14 protein-coding genes are annotated in these 17,475 nt (G+C 67.6%); 4 read left to right on the top strand and 10 right to left on the bottom strand.

The genetic code is table 11. From position 1 onward, the window contains the following. The 4 genes from Q0996_RS14975 to Q0996_RS14960 form a co-directional block, all read left to right on the top strand. A partial coding sequence (locus Q0996_RS14975) for an ATP-binding cassette domain-containing protein (protein WP_299621276.1) occupies positions 1-404 on the top strand: 404 nt, incomplete at its 5' end. After that, a complete protein-coding gene (locus Q0996_RS14970; protein ID WP_299621273.1) occupies positions 401-1,417 on the top strand; it encodes an ABC transporter permease in 1,017 nt (338 codons plus the stop codon). The genes Q0996_RS14975 and Q0996_RS14970, both read left to right, overlap by 4 nt. Positions 1,418-1,457: 40 nt before the next feature. Continuing rightward, positions 1,458-2,447: a sugar-binding protein gene (locus Q0996_RS14965; protein ID WP_299621270.1), complete on the top strand. Its 990-nt coding sequence runs from the start codon at positions 1,458-1,460 to the stop codon at positions 2,445-2,447. A gap of 76 nt (positions 2,448-2,523) precedes the next feature. After that, positions 2,524-3,486, top strand: coding sequence for an aldo/keto reductase (locus tag Q0996_RS14960; protein WP_299621267.1), 963 nt, complete (start codon positions 2,524-2,526; stop codon positions 3,484-3,486). Positions 3,487-3,516: 30 nt separating this feature from the next. Here Q0996_RS14960 and Q0996_RS14955 read toward each other — a convergent pair whose 3' ends face one another. The 10 genes from Q0996_RS14955 to Q0996_RS14910 all read right to left on the bottom strand — a co-directional run. Beyond that, on the bottom strand, positions 3,517-4,824 hold the full coding sequence (locus Q0996_RS14955) for an FAD-binding oxidoreductase (RefSeq protein WP_299621264.1): 1,308 nt from the start codon (positions 4,822-4,824) through the stop codon (positions 3,517-3,519). Beyond that, positions 4,821-5,492 (bottom strand): TetR/AcrR family transcriptional regulator, encoded by a 672-nt coding sequence (locus tag Q0996_RS14950; protein ID WP_299621261.1) that lies wholly within the window; start codon positions 5,490-5,492, stop codon positions 4,821-4,823. The genes Q0996_RS14955 and Q0996_RS14950 overlap by 4 nt, the downstream gene beginning before the upstream one ends. Continuing rightward, complete coding sequence (locus Q0996_RS14945; protein WP_299621258.1) at positions 5,489-6,337, bottom strand: alpha/beta fold hydrolase; 849 nt, start codon at positions 6,335-6,337, stop codon at positions 5,489-5,491. Before Q0996_RS14945 ends, Q0996_RS14950 begins: the two co-directional genes overlap by 4 nt. 24 nt (positions 6,338-6,361) lie before the next feature. Then, positions 6,362-7,909 (bottom strand): trimethylamine methyltransferase family protein, encoded by a 1,548-nt coding sequence (locus tag Q0996_RS14940; protein ID WP_299621256.1) that lies wholly within the window; start codon positions 7,907-7,909, stop codon positions 6,362-6,364. After that, on the bottom strand, positions 7,906-10,317 hold the full coding sequence (locus Q0996_RS14935; RefSeq protein WP_299621253.1) for an FAD-dependent oxidoreductase: 2,412 nt from the start codon (positions 10,315-10,317) through the stop codon (positions 7,906-7,908). Before Q0996_RS14935 ends, Q0996_RS14940 begins: the two co-directional genes overlap by 4 nt. 102 nt (positions 10,318-10,419) lie before the next feature. Further along, entirely contained in the window at positions 10,420-12,450 is a 2,031-nt protein-coding gene (locus Q0996_RS14930; protein ID WP_299621250.1) for a CocE/NonD family hydrolase, read from the bottom strand. Positions 12,451-12,686: 236 nt separating this feature from the next. Continuing rightward, positions 12,687-14,717, bottom strand: coding sequence for a CocE/NonD family hydrolase (locus Q0996_RS14925; RefSeq protein WP_299621247.1), 2,031 nt, complete (start codon positions 14,715-14,717; stop codon positions 12,687-12,689). Then, complete coding sequence (locus Q0996_RS14920) at positions 14,710-15,726, bottom strand: ABC transporter ATP-binding protein (protein ID WP_299621243.1); 1,017 nt, start codon at positions 15,724-15,726, stop codon at positions 14,710-14,712. The genes Q0996_RS14925 and Q0996_RS14920 overlap by 8 nt, the downstream gene beginning before the upstream one ends. Further along, positions 15,723-16,709 carry an ABC transporter ATP-binding protein gene (locus Q0996_RS14915; RefSeq protein ID WP_299621240.1) on the bottom strand — a complete coding sequence of 329 codons (987 nt, stop codon included), beginning with the start codon at positions 16,707-16,709 and terminating at the stop codon, positions 15,723-15,725. The genes Q0996_RS14920 and Q0996_RS14915 overlap by 4 nt, the downstream gene beginning before the upstream one ends. Next, positions 16,706-17,475, bottom strand: a 770-nt coding sequence (locus tag Q0996_RS14910) for an ABC transporter permease (RefSeq protein ID WP_299621237.1), incomplete at its 5' end; no start/stop codon positions are given. The genes Q0996_RS14910 and Q0996_RS14915, both read right to left, overlap by 4 nt.

Below are 17,475 nucleotides of genomic sequence, written 5' to 3'. Positions count from 1 at the left end.
GCTTTCTCGACTACCCCTCGATGTATGCGCGCACCGCCGAGCTGTTCGCCGAGCTCAAGTCCGAGACCAGGCCGCGCGACCTGGTGCGTCAGATGTCGGGCGGCCAGCGCCAAGCCGTGGCCATCGCGCGCACCCGCCTCTCCGATCCCAAGCTGGTGCTGATGGACGAGCCCACCGCGGCGATTTCCGTGCGGCAGGTGGCCGAAGTGCTCGACCTGATCCGCCGCCTGAAGGAGACCAACCACGCCGTGGTCCTGGTCTCTCACCGCATGCCCGACGTCTTTTCGGTCTGCGACCGGGTGACGGTGCTGCGGCGCGGCAACAAGGTGGCGGACAAGCACATCAACGAAACAAGCCCGGAGGAAGTCACGGGTCTGATCACGGGGGCGATTGAACGGGCATGACAGACACCACCAAGGCGGGCCACGCCAAGATCGACGAGAGCGTCACCGAGCATCGCGAGATGACCGGCTTCCAGGCGGCGATCCGCACCCAGCCCTTCTGGGTGTTCGTCGCAATTCTGGCGATCGGGGTGGTGATGACCTTCGTCTCCGACGCCTTCCTGACCGACCGCAATCTCTTCAACATCACCCGCAACTTCGCCTTCTTCGGCATCATGGCGCTGGGCATGTCGGCGGTGATCTGCACCGCCGGGATCGACCTCTCCGTGGGCTCGCTGATGGGACTGACCGGCATCGTCGCCGGTCTCGTAATGCAGGCCGGCTATTCCATCGGCTTCGGATTCCTGGCCTGCATGGGAACGGCGGCGCTGGTCGGCATGATCAACGGCGCCCTGATCGCCTATCTGCGCATGGCGCCCTTCGTGGTGACCCTGGGCATGCTGGCCATGGCGCGCTCCATCGCTATGGTGATCTCCAACAACAAGATGGTCTACGAGTTCGGCCCCGATCAGGATCTCTTCGAGTGGATCGGCGGCGAAAGCGTCTTCGGCGTGCCCAACCCGGTCTGGGTGCTCGCTATCCTGACCTTCGTCTTCTGGTGGGCCTATCGCTATTCCACCTGGGGCCGTTGGGTCTTCGCCGTCGGCGGCAACGTGCAGGCCGCAAGGCTCGCCGGCATCCCGGTGGAGCAGGTCATCATCTCCGTCTACGTCATCTGCTCGCTCTGCGCCGGGCTTGCCGCCTTCCTGATGGTCGGCTGGTTCGGCTCGGTCACCAACGCCCTTGGCCTCACCTACGAACTCAACGTCATCGCGGCCACCGTGATCGGCGGTGCCAACCTGATGGGCGGCGTCGCTTATGCCCTGGGCGCCCCCATCGGCGCGGCGCTGATGGAGCTTATCCGGAATTCGCTGCTGCTCGCGGGCATCGATGCCCTCTGGCAGCAGTTCTTTGTTGGTCTGTTCCTGATCCTGGCGGTGCTTCTGGAGCAGATTCGCAACCGTGGACGACCATAACCACCGCCACCAAGACTCCACATGAATACGGGAGGAAGAATTGAAGAAACTCACGACACTGGCGATGATCGCCACGCTTGCCCTGCCGGGGATCGCCGCGGCGGAGGGTTATAAATTCGCCCTCGTTCCGAAGGCGATGAACAATCCCTTCTTCGACCTCGCACGCGACGGCTGCTACAAGGCACAGGCCGAACTGGCCGACGTCGAATGCGTCTACATCGGCCCGGGCGAGCACACCGAGCTCGAGCAGATCCAGATCGTTCAGGATCTGATCAGCCAGGGCATCGACGGCATCGCCGTCGCCCCCTCCAACGCCCCGGCCATGGGCAAGGCCCTGAAGGCTGCTGTGGCCGCCGGCATTCCGGTCATGACCTGGGATTCCGACGTGCTGCCGCAGGATGCCGAGGTGCGCTCCACCTATGTCGGCACCAAGAACTACGACATCGGCGTGAACCTGGCCAAGATCGCCCAGAAGCTGCACCCCGGCGGCGGCAAGATCTGCCTGCAGACCGGCGGCGCCGCGGCGGCCAACCACAACGAGCGTCTGCAGGGCATCCGCGACACCCTGGGCGGCCGCTCCGGCACCACCCCGCCGAGCGATCCGCTGGCCGGCGAGAACGGCTGGACCGAGGTTTCGGGCTGCCCGCTGATCACCGATGACGACGGCAACAAGGCCGTGCAGGGCCTGACCGATATCCTGGCCAAGGAAGGCGATCTGACCGCCTTCATCTCCACCGGCGCCTTCACCCAGTGGTACGACAACGCTTATCGCCAGGCCGTCGAACCCTACAAGGGCAAGCTGGACTCCGGTGAGATGTCCATCATCGTGGCCGACACCCTGCCGATGCAGATGTCGCAGCTCTCCGACGGGCTCTCCAAGGGCCAGGTCGGCCAGCGCCCCTTCGAGATGGGCTACAGGGCCATGTTCATCATGAAGGACCTGGCCGAAGGCAAGTCCGTCGACGACCCGATCTACACGGGCCTCGACGTCTGCACGGCGGAGAACGCCAGCAACTGCCTGGCCCAGTAACGCCGGGTATTTTCGCGGGCGGCGGCGTGCAGCGGTACGCCGCCGCTTCCTTTTCTCAGGTGGTTGGGGACTCAGCATGAAGACGCGAAAGATCGGCAACACGGGCCTCGAGGTGACCGAAGTCTGCTTCGGCACCTCCGCCCTCGGCGACATGCCCGACACCTATGGCTACGGGGTGGACGAAGCGCGCGCCCGCGACACCCTGCAGGCGATCTTCGAGGGGCCGGTGAACTTCCTCGACACCTCGCGCAACTACGGTTTCGGACGCAGCGAGAGCCGCATCGGCGCGGCGATTCGAGAGCGCGGCGGCCTGCCCGAGGGCTTCGTGATCGCCACCAAGCTGGACCGCGACATGGAGACCAACCGCTTCGATGCCGCCCGCGCCCGGCAGTCCTTCGAGGAGAGCCTGGAGGCGCTGTCGCTGGACCGGGTGCAGATCCTGCACCTGCACGACCCCGAATATGCCGCCGACCTGAACGAGGTGACACGGTCCGGCGGCGCCCTGGACGAGCTGTTCAAGATCAAGGAAGAAGGCCTTGCCGATGCCGTGGGCCTGGCCATGGGCCGGATCGACATCATGTTCCCGATCCTGCGGGAGCGGCCCTTCGACGTGCTGATCAGCCACAACCGCTATACCCTGCTGAACCGCCAGGCGCAGGAGATGTACGACTACGCGCAGGAGACGGGGATCGCCGTCTTCAACGCCGCCCCCTATGCCGGCGGCGTGCTGGCCAAGGGCAGCGCGGCAATGCCGCGGGTGGTCTATCAGGAAGCCGACGAGGCCGCCCTCGCGCCGGCCCGCGCGGTCGAAGAGGTCTGCGCCAGCCACGGCATCGCGCCCGGTGCGGCGGCGCTGAACTTCTCGCTCCGCGACCCGCGCGTCACCTCGACCATCGTGGGGGTGTCAAAGCCGGAACGGGTGACGCAGACGCTGGAATGGGCCGCCAGCCCGATCCCGGAGGACGCTTGGGCGGCGCTGAACGCTCTGCCCTACTCCACCGACGACCCGGAAGCCAGCCGCGACTACAAACCGGGGTGACGGGGAAGAGCCCCGTCCGCCCTCAGCCGGTCATCCCAGGACCGAGAAGCTCGATTCCGTGTTGATGGGCCGCTTTCGGGAGTAGAAGCCGGCGTCGATCTCCCGGCCGATGTAAGGCAGCCGGAAGCGCAGCGGCGTCGTGTCGTGGTCGTTGCCGCCCTCGCAGTAGTCGATCAGCGCCGCCATCATCTTGCCGGCAATGGGCGCGTTCTTGTACTGGTTGCCGCTGGTGCCGCAGGCCATGTAGAAGCCCGGCAGGGCGGACTTGTCGTAGATCGGAATCCAGTCGGTGGCGGCGTCGTAGAGGTCGACCACGCCGCGCGCATTCTGCGGGATGCCCAGGCTCGGCACCCGCTGGCCATAGCGCCGCGCCTGCAGGGTCCACTGCTCGGTGAAGTCGCGGTTATAGGCGGTGTCGTCGTCGACCCACTGGTGGGGGTCGCACTCCGGGTCCTCGCTGCCGACGAGGATGTTGTTGCCGTGCTCCGGGCGGCAATAGCAGCCGATGTCGCTGTCGGAGACAATGGTGCCCAGCGCTTCGAAATCAAATCCGGCGGGTGCGGGTACGTGCACCACCTCCTGACGCAGCGCGCGGGTCTCGATGGTCATGTCGTCGAGCACGCCGGCCATGGCGTTCACCCGCGCGGAGGCCGGGCCCGCCACGTTGACCACCACGGGCGCATGGATCTCCGTGCCGTCGGCGAGGCGGACCCCCGCCGCACGCCCGGAGTCCTGCAGGATCTCGGCGACGGTCGCGCCCAGACGCAGCGTCGCGCCCTTGGCGACGGCCGCGTCAGCCAGGTTCTGGGCCGACAGCGCCGGGTCTGTGACGTAGCCCGCGTGGGGCCAGAACACGGCGCCGGAAACCTGCTCCCCGTTCGGCAGACCGAAGTCCGGGTCCTCCATGGGACGCGGCGGCGCAAAACTCTCCAGCGAATAGATCGGCAAGCGCTCGACGATCCGCTCCGGCGACCACTCCTCGAAGGGGCAATCCAGGGCGGCGCTGTTCTCCATGTGCCTTTTCAAGAAACCGTTGGCCTCGGTCTTCATCACCAGGCAGCCGATCTCCCGGAACTTGGCAAGGGGCGTGTCGCCGGGCAGCCCGAGGTAATCCGCCCAGTCGCGCCAGTAGTGATAGCCTTCCCAGGCGAAGGCCGTTCCGTCGAAGGTCGAGTAATGCATGCGGATGATCGCACAGGACCCCGCGGTGGAGCCGTGCCCCGCCTGGCGGTTCCGGTCGAGCATCACCGGCTTGTAGCCGAGCTTTGTCAGTTCGAAGGCGGTGGCGGCGCCGATCACGCCGGCACCGATGACGATGGCATCCGCGGTTTCTGTCATCTCTTCCTCCTGTCCCGCACACCCAGGGCATAGGCCTCGAAGTCCGCGAGTTCCTCCGGCGGCGCGGTGCGGCCGGTGAAGGCGTGAAGATACTCGGGCACGAAGCTCAAGCGCTCTTCCAAGGGTTCGTGGAGCTCCAGGGTGTAGTAGCCGATCTGCATGAAATAGAGAACGCGCGCGCGCACCTCGGCTTCCTGCGGCGGATAGCCGTGGCGTTCGAACATCGCGCGGATCGCGGCCACCCGGCGCGCATCCGACGCGTCGATGACCCGGCGCACCGGCCCGGAGCGGCGCGCCCACTCCCGCACCGCGAAGTCGAGCTGATGGTTATAGAGATCGATATCGACAAAGCAGCGAAAGAGGTTGCAGACCGCTTCGGTAATGGTCTGCGCAGGCGCTTCCGCCTGGCGCAGGATCGCACCGGTATTGGTCTGCTCCCAGACTTCCAACAGCTCGTCGAGAAGCTGCTGGCGGCTCTTGAAGTACCAGTAGAAGCTGGACCGCGACACGCTCAGCCGTTCGGCGAGGCCGAGGACCTTGACCTGCTCCACCCCCTCGCTGATGAGCACATCCAGGGCGACCGTAAGCCAGTCCTCGCGGGTCGCCTTGATGTTGCCGGCAAGCAGCACGGCCTCGCTCTCGGGCAAGGGGCGGTTGGAGCTACTCATCGCTCCATCTCCGTGATGATCTCGCGCAGCTTGGCGGCCACCACCTCCGGGCGGTGGCGCAGCAGCGAGACATGGCCCAGCCCGGCGATCTCATGAAAATGGCCGTCGGCCGCCAGATCAGCCACCACCTTGCACATCGAGGGTGCCGTCTGCACGTCCTCGGAAAAAGCAATCACATGCATCGGCACTTCGCAGTGGGGCAGAGCCGCGCGGCAGTCGAAGTCGAGGCAGGCTTCCCACTGGTCGATCAGGTCCTTGGGATCTCGGCCAGCAAAGCGGGCGGTATAGGCCGCCTTCACCGCCGACCAGAGCTCGGGCTCGTGAAGCGCCTTGGCCGGATAGGCGTAGGCCGCGTAGTGCACGGCGAGGAAGTAATCGGGCAGAACCACACCGTCCTTGCGCAGGTCGATCTCCGCCTGCATCCAGTCGCGGGTGAAGCCGTCGATATAGGCGGCCGTGCCCATGGGGATGGCCAGACGAACAAGCTGCGGGAAGTCGATAGCCACCTGCTGGGTGATCAGACCGCCCATGGAGAGGCCGGTGACGACGGCCGGGCCTTCGCAGCAGGCTTCGATCACCGCCGCGCAGTCCCGCGCAAAGTCCGCCATGGTCCAGGGCGCCGGCGGTGCCGTGGTCTCGCCGACGCCGCGGGGGTCGTAGGCAATGCAGCGGAAGGCATCGCTCAACAGCCGAAACTGGTGCACGTAAGCCTCTGCCGGTGAATCGCCGCCGGGAATGAAGACGACATCGGGCCCGCTCCCCTGCTCCACCACGCGCATGGTGACGCCATTGGCGCTGACTGTCCGGGTCGTCGCGTCCGGTCCGAAGGTCGGAAAGGCAGACATGGCGTGCTCCCTTGCGAAGAGGCTTCAGCTTTCCGGCGGCGCGCCGCCTTCCGCGCTGCGCCGTTCGATGAAGGCGCTCAGCGCTTCGGCCTTCGCCTGGTCGATGGGATGCGGGTCGGCGGTCTCCAAAAGGGACTGCCAGATCCCCGTCGCCCGGTGGTTGGCATCGACGGCGCCCCGTTCGGTCCAGGTGCCGAAGTTCGACCAGTCGGCCACGATGGGCTCGTAGAAGGCGGACTGGTAGCGTTCCATGGTGTGGGCCGCGGCGAAGAAATGGCCGCCCGGGGCCACTTCCCGCAGGGCGTCGAGGGCCAGGTCCGCCTCTCCGGCGGGGGTCGGCGCGCAGAGTTCGGCGAAGATCTGCATGGCTTCGAGGTCGGTGATGAACTTCTCGTAGGAAACGGTCAAGCCGCCCTCCAGCCAGCCGGCGGCATGGAGCATCACGGTGCAACCGCCCAGCAGCGCGCCCCAGGCGCTCATCTGCGTCTCGTGGGCGGCCTGGGCGTCGTTGATGTTGGCGGCGCAACCGGCCGCACAGCGCCAGGGCAGGCCGATGAAGCGGGCGAGCTGGCCGGCGCCGAGATTGGCCTTCACCTGCTCGGGCGTGCCGAAGGCGGGCGCGCCGGATTTCATGTCGACGTTGGAGGCAAAGGCGCCGTAGAGCACCGGCGCCCCGGGGCGCGCGAGCTGGGTCAGGGCAATGGCCGCCAGCGCCTCGGCATGGCTCAGCACCAGGGCCCCGGCAACCGTCACGGGCGCCATGGCCCCCATCAGGCAGAAGGGCGTGACAATGGAAAGCTGGCCGTGGCGGGCGAAGTCGATGAGGCCCTGCGCCATGGGGATATCGAGTTGGCGCGGCGAGTTGGTGTTGATGATGGTGAAGCAGTGGGACTCGGCCTCGAAGTCGTCCTGGGAGAGACCGCGGTAGTCCCGGATCATGGCGAAGGCGTCGCGCACCTGCGGGCTGCCGCGCGAAAAGATGAAGGGCACTTTGTCGGAGAGGGTGAGCTGCGCCTCGGTCACCGCGTAGTGGCGCAGGTGCACTAGGACGTCCTGCGGCTCGACCAGCGGATTGAGCATATGCAGGACGTCGAACTGCTGGGTGATGCGCACCAGCTCGCGGAAGTCGGCAATGGTCGCCGGACGGCGGCCGCGCTCCAGGTCCGTTGCATGGGGCGCGCCGCCGCCGGACTGGATCGTCACCGCCCCAAGTTCCAGCACCAGATCCCGATGCCGCGCCCCGGCCTTCATGGGAACCGAGGGCGGGGCGGAAGCCAGGGCGGCCTCGACGATGTCGCGGCCGATGCGCACCAGTTGCTCCGCATCGTCCACCTCGGCACCGCCGGTCGCGAAGATCGCCCGCGCTTCGGGCAACAGCACTTTCATGCCCAGTTCTTCAAGGACCTGAAGCGCGGCGTCGTGAAGCGCCGCCACCTCGTCGCTGGAGAACACCGGCACCGGCGGAAAGGGGTTGCGCAGACGCCGGTAGTCGACGTTGCGCTTGCCGCCGCCCGCCGACTCCCGTGCTGGACGGCGCCGGCGCGGTCGCGCCTTCGCCTCGCGCGCTGTCATCGGCGCATGGCCCGGCCCTCCGGATCGTAGGGCGAAGCCGGGATCACCTCTGCGGGGCGCTCGACGCCGACGACGTGAACGCTGAGTTTGGTGCCGGGTGCGGCAAAGCCTGGCTCCACCAGCGCCATGGCGAGCGACTGGCCGACGGTGTAGCCATAGCCGCCGGAGGTGACGAAGCCGACCCGGCGGCCTTCGGCCCAGACCGGCTCGTAGCCGGAGGTGTCGGCGTCGCTCGCCTCGATGGCGAGGGTCACCAGCAGCTGCGACGGATCGGGCCCGTCGCGCTCCGCCAAAGCCGCCTCGCGGCCGACGAAGTCGCCCTTGTCCCAGGCGATCCAGCGGTCCATGCCGGTCATGCGTGGGGTATAGGCCTGGGTGAACTCCCGCGACCAGATGCCGAAACTCTTCTCCAGACGCAGCGACAGTAGCGCGTTGTAGCCGTACTCGCCCAAGCCGTGGTCGGCGCCTGCCTCGAGCAGCGCGCGGCGCAGCCCGATGTGTTCCGCGGCGTGGCAGTGGATCTCGTAACCCAGCTCGCCCGCGACGGAGAGGCGCCCGACCTTGGCCCGGACCAGACCGACGTCGAGGGTGGTGCAGCCCATGAAGGGCAAAGCCTCGTGGCTGACGTCCTGGTGCGTGAGCGCGGCCAGAACCTCACGTGAGCGGGGACCGGCCAGCGAGAAGCCGACGATGGTGTCTGAGATGTCGCGCACCGTGACGCCCTCGCGGGCATGGTCGCTGAACCAGCGCATGTGCCAGCGGCGCAGGTAGTAGCTGCCCATGATCCACCAGGTGCCGTCGCCCCAGTTGAAGACCGTCAGATCGCCCTTCAGCTTGCCGTTCGGCGCCAGCATCGGCGCGAGGCGGGCGCGGCCGGGCTTGGGCAGGCGCCCGGCCATGACATGGTCCAGCCAGGCCTCGGCCTCGGGGCCGGTGACCTCGAAGCGGGAGAAGCCGGAGATGTCCAGCAGGCCCGCCGCCTCACGCACCAGCTTACACTCCGCGCCGACGATGTCGAAGGCGTTGGAGCGTTTCAGGGTCGGCGTCTCCTCGAAGCCCTGGGGCGCGAAGTAAAGCGGCACCTCCAGGCCCCAGCTCTCTCCCCAGAGAGCGCCGCCGGCGGTCATGGCGTCGTGGGCCGGCGCCATCTTCAGCGGCCGTCCCGCCGGAAGCTGTTCGTTCGGATAGGTCATCACGAAACGGCGGGTGTAGAACTGGCCGGTGGTCTGCTTAATGTATTCCCGGTTCGCGGCGAAGTCGCCGTAGCGGGCCACGTCCATCCCGTAGACATCGGCCTCGGGCTCGCCGTGAATCATCCACTCGGCCAGGCTCTTGCCGACGCCGCCACCCTGCAGGAAGCCCGCCATCACCGCGCAGGCACACCAGTAGCCCGGCTTGCCGGGCACCGGCCCCACCAGCGGGTTGCCGTCGGGGGAGAAGGTGAAGGCGCCGTTCACCCAGTTGCGCACCCCCGCCTCCTGGAGCACGGGATAGCGCTCGAAGCCGAGGGTCAGTTCCTCGGAAATCCGGTCGATGTCCTCCTGCAGCAGTTCGACGCCGTAGTTCCAGGGCGCGCCATCCATCATCCAGTGCTTGTGCTGGATCTCGTAGATGCCCAGCAGCATGCCCTTCTGGTCCTGGCGCATATAGGTGAAGCCTTCCAGGTCGACGACCAGCGGCAGTTCGCGGTCCAGCGCGGCGACCTCGGGAATGGACTCGGTCAGCAGGTAGTGGTGTTCGAGGGGGGAGACCGGCAGTTCGATGCCCGCCATACGCCCGACCTGCTTGGCCCAAAGGCCGCCGGCATTGACCACATGCTCGGCAGTGATGGTGCCCTTCTCTGTCACCACCTCCCAGCCGTCGGGCTTCTGATGCAGCTCCAGGACCCGGTTGTGCTCGATCACCGTGGCGCCGTTCTTCTTCGCCGCACCGGCATAGGCGTAGACCGTGCCGGTGGTGTCGATATAGCCCTCCCGGTCGGCCCAGAGACCGCCGAGGATGCCCTCGGTCGACATGACCGGGCAGAGCTCGCCGGATTCCTCAGGCGTGACCAGTCGAACGTCTTCGATCCCCATGGTCTGGAAGACCCGGTAGGCGGACTGCAGCCACTCCCAGCGGTCGGGCGTGCCCGCGAGGGTCAGGCCGCCGGTCATGTGCATGCCCACCGACTGGCCGCTTTCCTCCTCGATCTGCGACAGCAGGTCGATGGTGTAGGCCTGCAGGGCTGCGATGTTCGGGTCCGCGTTCAGGGCGTGGAAGCCGCCGGCGGCATGCCAGGAGGACCCCGCCGTCAGCACCGAGCGCTCGATCAGGCAGACATCCGTCCATCCGAATTTCGCCAGATGGTACAGAACGGAGGTCCCCACCACACCGCCGCCGATGACGACCACACGATAGTGCGAATTCATGCTCCAAGCTCCCTTAACGCCGTCCAAAAGGAGGCTACTGCGAACCTCAACCCGCGTCTAGACACCTATGTACAGTCCTGGACACAAAGTTGTGCCCGCGGGTCAGCAGAGGTCCCGCGGGATACGCTCTTTCCAGCTCCGCGTCAGCACCTCCGCCTGCCCGTCCCGGGCCCCCAGGGAGGTGGTCACCTCAAAGGCATCGGCCTGCGCCGATACCTCGACCGCGACCGTGACCTCGGCGGTCCAGTCCCCACGCTGATAGCGCTTGCGCCAGGTACAGCGGCCCGTCGCCGAAGCCGGGTCGCCGTCGACGATGGTGAAGCGATCGGTGTTGGAGACCGTCACCGTCAGGTCGGTCTGGGTGTGATGGACGCTGCCGTCGTCGCCCACGCGGGTATAGACCGTCTTCCCGCTTGCCTGGTCCGCCGTGACCTCGCGGGCAAAGCAGCCGGGGGCCAGAGCCGTCTGTGCCATGGGGGTCGCGCATTCCGGCGCGGCAAAATCCGGCAGAGCGGCGTCTGCGGCCTGCGGCGCGCGCAGCGGAAGGTGGAGCCGGCTGGCACCGCTGGTGACGGTCAGGGTGACAGGCTCCGGCGCCGGCCAGATGATCGGCCAGTAGGCGGTGGAGAGTGCCAGACGGATGCGCTCGCCCTTGGCAAAGCGCTGCCCGCAGGCGTTCAGCTTCAGCGACACGGTGACAGCTTGCCCGGGCACCAATGGCGCCGGCTCGGCATGGCTGTCGCGGTGGGTGAGGTTCAGGATGCCGAAACTGACGCGGCTCACCGGGCCGTCCGGGGCGACGGCGGACAGCACCGCGGCGAGGGTCGCCACCGGGCGGTCGCTCGAAACCACCGCTTCCAGCACCGGGAAGCCCAGCACCTCCAGGTCCTCCGCCAGGGGCTCGGTCTCGAAGACCAGCGAGCCGCCGGCTTCCTGGCGCTGGTCCACCGGCAGATCCGGCTCCAGCCCATAGCCGCACCAAGCCCCGGCGGCGAGGCCGACGGTCTCCGGGGAGCGGATGGCAAGCGGGCGCTCCGGCACCTTCTCCCGCACCAATGCGCCGGGCGCCAGGGTCCAGGTCTGCGTGTCAACTCCTGGCGCCGGCCAGTCCGGCTCCGCCACCCAGCGCCCCGGCCGGGTCTTGTACCAGGGTGCCGGCGGCATCGGGTCCTGCATCCAGGCCCTCAGCATGGGCTCTTCCATGATGCCGGTGTCGAGGCCCTTCAAGTGCTGGTCCCACCAGCGCAGGCACTCCTGCAGGAAGCCGATGCGCGGACCGGGGCGCGCGAAGTGGGGATACTTGTGCCCCCAGGGGCCCACCAGCCCCTTGCGTGGGCCGGAGAGGTTCTGCAGCAGGCGGAAGATCGCGTTGCTGTAGCCGTCGGCCCAGCCGCCCACGGCATAGACCGGGATCTCGACGTCGGCATAGTCCTCGCAGATCGAGCCGTGGCGGTAGAAGTCGTCGCGCCGCTGGTGACGGAACCAGTCCATCAGCCAGAGGCCGTTGTTTTCCAGGCGCTCGACCCACATCTCCCGCCAGCGCTCCCCGACCAGGGCCGGGTCCGGCGGCGTGTTGGCGATGGCGAAGGCCGTCGCGCCCCAGCCCAGTTTGTCGGTCAGGACGGCACCGCCCATGAAGTGAATGTCGTCGGCGTAGCGGTCGTCGGTCGAACAGAGGCTGATCACCGCCTTCAGGGCCGGCGGGCGGCGCGCGGCCACCTGCAGTCCGTTGAAGCCGCCCCAGGAGATGCCGATCATGCCGACGGCACCGGAACACCAGGGCTGCGCCGCCAGCCATTCGATGACCGCCAGGCAGTCGTCCTGCTCCTGCAGCAGATACTCGCCCAGGCAGACGCCCTCGCTGTCGCCGCTGCCGCGCATGTCGACGCGCACCCCCGCATAGCCGTGGCCGGCGAAGTAGGGATGGGTCAGTTCGTCCCGCTCCCGCGTGCCGTCGCGCTTGCGGTAGGGCAGGTATTCCAGGATGGCGGGGACCGGATCGGCCTCCGCGTCCTCCGGCAGCCAGATGCGCGCGGCGAGTTTGGTTCCGTCCGGCAGGGGGATCCAGGTGTTCTCGATCTCCCGGACCTTGCGCGGAAAGTCGGTGACGATCGTAACGCCGTCTAGTTCCATAAATGCTGTTCCTGTAAGTCTCTGACTCGGACTTTGCTATCTATTTTCAATACCTTATAAGCAAGACTCACTCTCCACATCGTCACCCTCGGGCTTGTCCCGAGGGTCCATGGAAAGACCGAGACCCGGACCCCGATGGATTGCCGGAACAAGTCCGGCAATGACGCCTGGGGGGAGCCAGAGGGCGAGAGTCTTCTGACGGACTAGGTTTCATTTCGGGTCGGGCTCCAAGGCCGCTACATGCCGTTGCGGGGGATGGTGTGGGTCCATTCGACGCTGTGGAACGGCGTCTCGCCGTCCCAGCACTCCACCGTCGCATGCAGGTGGAAGTCGGTCTTCGTCGCCGTCATCACCGAATGCGTCTTGATGCGGGCCTTCCAGTCGTCCCGCTCGAACAGGCTCTCCTGGTCCATGGTCGCGCGGGCCGAGAGGGGATCGTCGGGATGGATCGCATAGATCCGCTCCGAAACGTCGCCGAGCGCGGTGCCGATGTCTTCGAGCCGCATGAGGCCGACGGGCCCGAACACGCCGCCGTCTATGAACAGCCGTGTGGTGTGCAGGCCCGTGGTCAGGTCCGTGGAGAGGTGGCGTTCGAGCTTGCCCTCCCGCAGGCGCGCGCTCGGCCGCGGCTTGTCCGGCGGTGCCGGCACCGGCAGGTCCCGGGGCGCCGGCGCTGCCGCCGTCTCGGCCCGTACCGGAAGCTCCAGCGACGACCGGCCCGGCGCAAGCGTCAGCGTCAAGGGCTCCGGCGCCGGCCAGAGGATCGACCAGTAAGCTGAGGCGAGTTGCACCACCAGCCGGTGCCCCGCCGCCAGCCGGTAGGCGATCCCGTGCAGCGGCACGGTCACCTCCATCACCTCCCCGGGCACCACCGGCGTAGGGTCGGTATCGCTGCTCAGATGCATGAGGTTGGCGAAGCCCCGGGTGATCAGCGTCTGCGCCCCGTCCGGCGCCTCGTCGATGAGCAGCCCCGCGACGAAGCCCTGGGGCCGGTCCGCCGAGACCTGCAGCCGCAGCGCCGGCTGCCCGAGGATCGCCAGCGGCGCCCCCAATGCTTCGGTCCGGAACGACAAGGCGCCCGCCGCATCGATGCGGCAATCGACCGGCACGTCGCCGGGAATGGCGAAGGAGCACATGTCGCCCCCCGCCGAGCCGAAGGTCTGGGGCGAGCAGATCGAGAGCGCGGCGCCTGCCGTCTCGGCCTCACGGCCCAGCGCGCCGTCGTTGAGCCAGAGCCTCTCCACCGCGACGTTGGGCGACGGCCAGGCCGACTCCTCCACCCAATGACCGGGGCGCTCGGCGTATTTCCCGGCCGGGCGCACGCCGTCGGACATCCAGAACCGCAAGGGCGGTTCGTCCATCAGGCCGCTGTCCTCGCCCTTCAGCCAGTGGTCCCAAAAGCGGATGACCTCGGCGACGAAGTCGACCTTCGGCCCCGGCGCACCCTCATGGGGATAGAGGTGGGCCCAGGGGCCCATCAGCACCTTGAGCGGCCCCTTCAGCCGCTGGGCGATGCGAAAGGGCGTGTCACGGAAGAGATCCGCCCAGCCGCCGAAGAAATAGACCGGTATCTCGACGTCGTCGTAGTTCTCCGAGATCGAACCGTGGCGCCACATGCCGTCGTGGGTCTGATGCTCCAGCCACTGGGCCGGCCAGAAGGTCATCGCCTCCAGCCGTTCTTTCCAGACCTCCCGCCAGCGGTCCTCGCCGACGATAGCCGGGTCCGGCGGCATGGCGTTGTAGAGCTGCATGATGGAGCCCCACCAGAAATTGTCGTTGGCAAGCACGCCGCCATAGAAATGGATGTCCTCCAGCCAACGGTCGTCGGTCCCCATGACCGGCGCGATGGCCTTCAGCGCCGGCGGGCGCTGGGCGGCGACCTGGAAGGAGTTGTAGGCCCCCCAGGACTTGCCGAACATGCCGACATTGCCGTCGCACCATGGCTGCGCGGCGAGCCAGGCGATCACGTCCACACCGTCCTGGATCTCCTGCTGCGAATACTCGTCGAGCATCACCCCGTCGCTGTCGCCGGAGCCGCGCATGTCGACGCGCACCGCGACATAGCCCGCGGCGGCAAAGCGCGGATGCATCGACTCGTCGCGCAGCCGGGTGCGGTCGCGGCGGCGATAGGGGATGTACTCCAGGATCGCCGGCAGGGGATGGCTTTCGGCATCCTCCGGCATCCAGATGCGCGCGGCGAGCCGGGCACCGTCGGGCATGGGGATCCAGGCGGTCTCGATCTCGCGGATCGCGGCGGTATCAGGCATGAACACGCTCTTCGGTCTTGGGCGGCCGCTCGCCCGGTTGCAGGGGATAGTGGCAGGTGAAGCGGCGATCGCCCTCGCCCGCCGCCGCCGGCGCCTCCGTCCGGCAGTTCTTCCGCACCCAGGGGCAGCGGGTGTGGAATTCGCAGCCGTTCGGGCGCGCCATCAGCGAGGGCACCTCCGCTGGCAGCGTGATGCGGTCGCGCGCGAGATCGGGATCGGGTTCCGGATTGGCCGAGAGCAGCGCCGCGGTATAGGGATGGCGCGGCGCGGTGTAGACGGCTTCCGTCTCCCCCTGCTCCACCAGCCGGCCGAGATACATCACCGCCATGCGGTCGGCGATCTGCCGCACGACGTGGAGGTTGTGGGTGATGATGACCATCGAAACGCCGAGGCGTTCGCGCAGGTCGTTCAAGAGGTTTAGCACCTCCCCCTGAACCGAGACATCGAGGCCGGCCGTGGGCTCGTCGGCGATGATCAGCGCCGGGTCCAGCGCGATGGCCCGGGCCACGCCGACCCGCCGCGCCTGACCCCCGGAAAGCTGATGCGGATAGCGGTCGGCGAAGTCCATGTTGAGGCCCACCAGCGACAGCAGCCGCTCGGTCTCCGCATTCATGTCCCGGCCTTCAACACCGTGAATGCGAAAAGGCTCGGTCACCAGGGCACGCACCGTCAGACGCGGCGAGAGGGAGCCCACCGGGTCCTGGAACATCATGGCCATGCGTCGCCGCAGGGGCTTCATCGCAGCGCCGGAATGCTCCGTAATCGAGTCCCCCTCGAAACGAATGGAACCGCCGGCGACAGGCTGCAGTCCGTTGATGGCGCGGGCCAGGGTGGTCTTGCCGGAACCGGACTCGCCGACCAGGGCAAAGGTCTCGCCCTTGCCCACCGCAAAGGACACCCCGGCCACCGCGGCGATGGAGGTCGGCCGGCCCGCCATTCGCGCGGCCAGCCCACCCACGGCGAAGGTGACGCTGACGTCGTCCACCGACAGGAGGGTATCGCCCGTCATCCCTGCACCTCCGCAAGCTCCGGCTTGTCGGCGAGCCAGCAGAGCGCCGCGTGCCCGCTCTCGAAGGTCTGGGCCGGCGGCCGCTCGCCACATTGCTCCGTCACGCGATGGCAGCGCGGCGCGAAGACACAGCCCTTGGGCCTTGCGCGCAGGTCCGGCACCTCGCCGGGAATGGTCGGCAGCATCCGGGAGCGGCCGTGCAGCCGGGCGGGATCGCATTCGAACAGCTTGGCGGTATAGGGATGGCGCGGACGGTGGAAGATCTGCCGCACGGTGCCGCGTTCCACCACCTCCCCGGCGTACATCACGATTACCTGGTCGCAGAGCTCGGCGATCACGCCGAGATGGTGGGAGATGAAAAGGATCGAGCAGCCGATGTCGCGCTGCAGGTCGTGCAGCAGCTCGATGGTGGCGACCTCCAGGGTCGCATCCAGGGCCGTGGTCGGTTCGTCGGCGATCAGCAGCGCCGGCTCCATCATCAGGGCCATGGCGATGGCGATGCGTTGCTTCATGCCGCCGGAGAACTCGTGCGGAAAGCGGTCGAGCTGGCGCTCCGGGTCGGGAATGCGCACCTTGCGCAGCATCCCGGCCGCTCGTGCCGCCTTCTCCCGCTGGGAGAGGTTCGAGCGATACTGGATGTTGACCATCTGGCGCCCGACCGAGAGCACCGGGTTCAGCGCGCCCATGGGGTCCTGAAAGACGGTGGCGATACGCTGCCCCCTCAAAGCCCGCATAGCTTCGGGCCCGATCTGCCCGAGGTCGTGCTGGCCCTCGAAGATCATGGACCCGCCGGCGACATCGCCGTTGTCGGCGAGCAGGCCCAGAATCGCGTTGATCAGGGTCGACTTGCCGCAGCCGCTCTCCCCCACGACGCCGACGATGGATCGTTCCGGGATGTCGAAGGAGACCTCCCGCAGCGCCGTCAGAGTTCCGCGCTCGGTAGCGAACTCCACCGTCAAACCATCGACCGCGAGGACCGTCATGACCTTTGCCTCAGGCGTGGATCGAAGACGTCACGCAGCGTCTCGCCCAGGAAGGTGAAGCCGAGGGTGGTCAGCACGATGGGCAGCCCCCCCGCCACCACGATCCAGTAGGACTCGCGGATGTTGGTGAAGCCGTCGTTCAGGATCGCGCCCCAGCTTGGGGTCGGCGGGCGCACGCCCAGGCCCAGGAAGCTCATGCCCGCCTCGATGGCGATGACCACGGGGATGTCCATGGAGGCGAGGATCAACACCGGGCCGATGACATTGGGCAGCAGATGGACCCGCAGGATGCGGCCCATGCCCGCGCCCATGGACTTGGCAGCGACCACGTATTCCGAAGACTTCTGCGCAATCGTCTGTGTGCGGATCACCCGCGCGTAGCTGGGCACGTTGACGAGAACGACGACCACGACCACCGCCATCAGCGAGGGGCCGAAAAGCGTGACCAGGGTCAGCGCCAGCATGACGGTGGGGAAGCTCTTCACCGTGTCGAAGACCAGGATCAGGAAGTTGTCCAGCCAGCGCGGCCCGTAGCCGGCGATCAGCCCGAGGACCACGCCGATCACCAGAGAGATCGCCGTGGCGCCGAGGGCCACGGCCAGCGCGATGCGCCCGCCGTGGAGCACCCGGGCGAAGAGGTCGCGGCCCAACTGGTCGGTGCCCAAAAGATGAGCGAGGCTTGGGCCCTGGAAACGGTCGCGCGGCGACATGCGCACGGGATCGGCGGCCGCCAGCCAGTCGGCGAAGACAGCACCGAAGACGACCA

Source organism: Pelagibius sp. (assembly GCF_028289705.1).
Taxonomy (GTDB): Bacteria; Pseudomonadota; Alphaproteobacteria; order Kiloniellales; family Kiloniellaceae; genus Pelagibius.
The sequence above is the reverse complement of the archived record's forward strand: the minus strand, read 5'-3'. Positions and strand labels throughout refer to the sequence as shown.

What these genes read in the sequence shown, in the direction of transcription:
- Q0996_RS14915 (WP_299621240.1), bottom strand. Translation starts at nt 16,709, where the DNA reads ATGACGGTCCTCGCGGTCGATGGTTTGACGGTGGAGTTCGCTACCGAG.
- Q0996_RS14925 (WP_299621247.1), bottom strand. Translation starts at nt 14,717, where the DNA reads ATGCCTGATACCGCCGCGATCCGCGAGATCGAGACCGCCTGGATCCCC.
- Q0996_RS14930 (WP_299621250.1), bottom strand. Translation starts at nt 12,450, where the DNA reads ATGGAACTAGACGGCGTTACGATCGTCACCGACTTTCCGCGCAAGGTC.
- Q0996_RS14950 (WP_299621261.1), bottom strand. Translation starts at nt 5,492, where the DNA reads ATGAGTAGCTCCAACCGCCCCTTGCCCGAGAGCGAGGCCGTGCTGCTT.
- Q0996_RS14940 (WP_299621256.1), bottom strand. Translation starts at nt 7,909, where the DNA reads ATGACAGCGCGCGAGGCGAAGGCGCGACCGCGCCGGCGCCGTCCAGCA.
- Q0996_RS14955 (WP_299621264.1), bottom strand. Translation starts at nt 4,824, where the DNA reads ATGACAGAAACCGCGGATGCCATCGTCATCGGTGCCGGCGTGATCGGC.
- Q0996_RS14970 (WP_299621273.1), top strand. Translation starts at nt 401, where the DNA reads ATGACAGACACCACCAAGGCGGGCCACGCCAAGATCGACGAGAGCGTC.
- Q0996_RS14935 (WP_299621253.1), bottom strand. Translation starts at nt 10,317, where the DNA reads ATGAATTCGCACTATCGTGTGGTCGTCATCGGCGGCGGTGTGGTGGGG.
- Q0996_RS14945 (WP_299621258.1), bottom strand. Translation starts at nt 6,337, where the DNA reads ATGTCTGCCTTTCCGACCTTCGGACCGGACGCGACGACCCGGACAGTC.
- Q0996_RS14920 (WP_299621243.1), bottom strand. Translation starts at nt 15,726, where the DNA reads ATGACGGGCGATACCCTCCTGTCGGTGGACGACGTCAGCGTCACCTTC.
- Q0996_RS14960 (WP_299621267.1), top strand. Translation starts at nt 2,524, where the DNA reads ATGAAGACGCGAAAGATCGGCAACACGGGCCTCGAGGTGACCGAAGTC.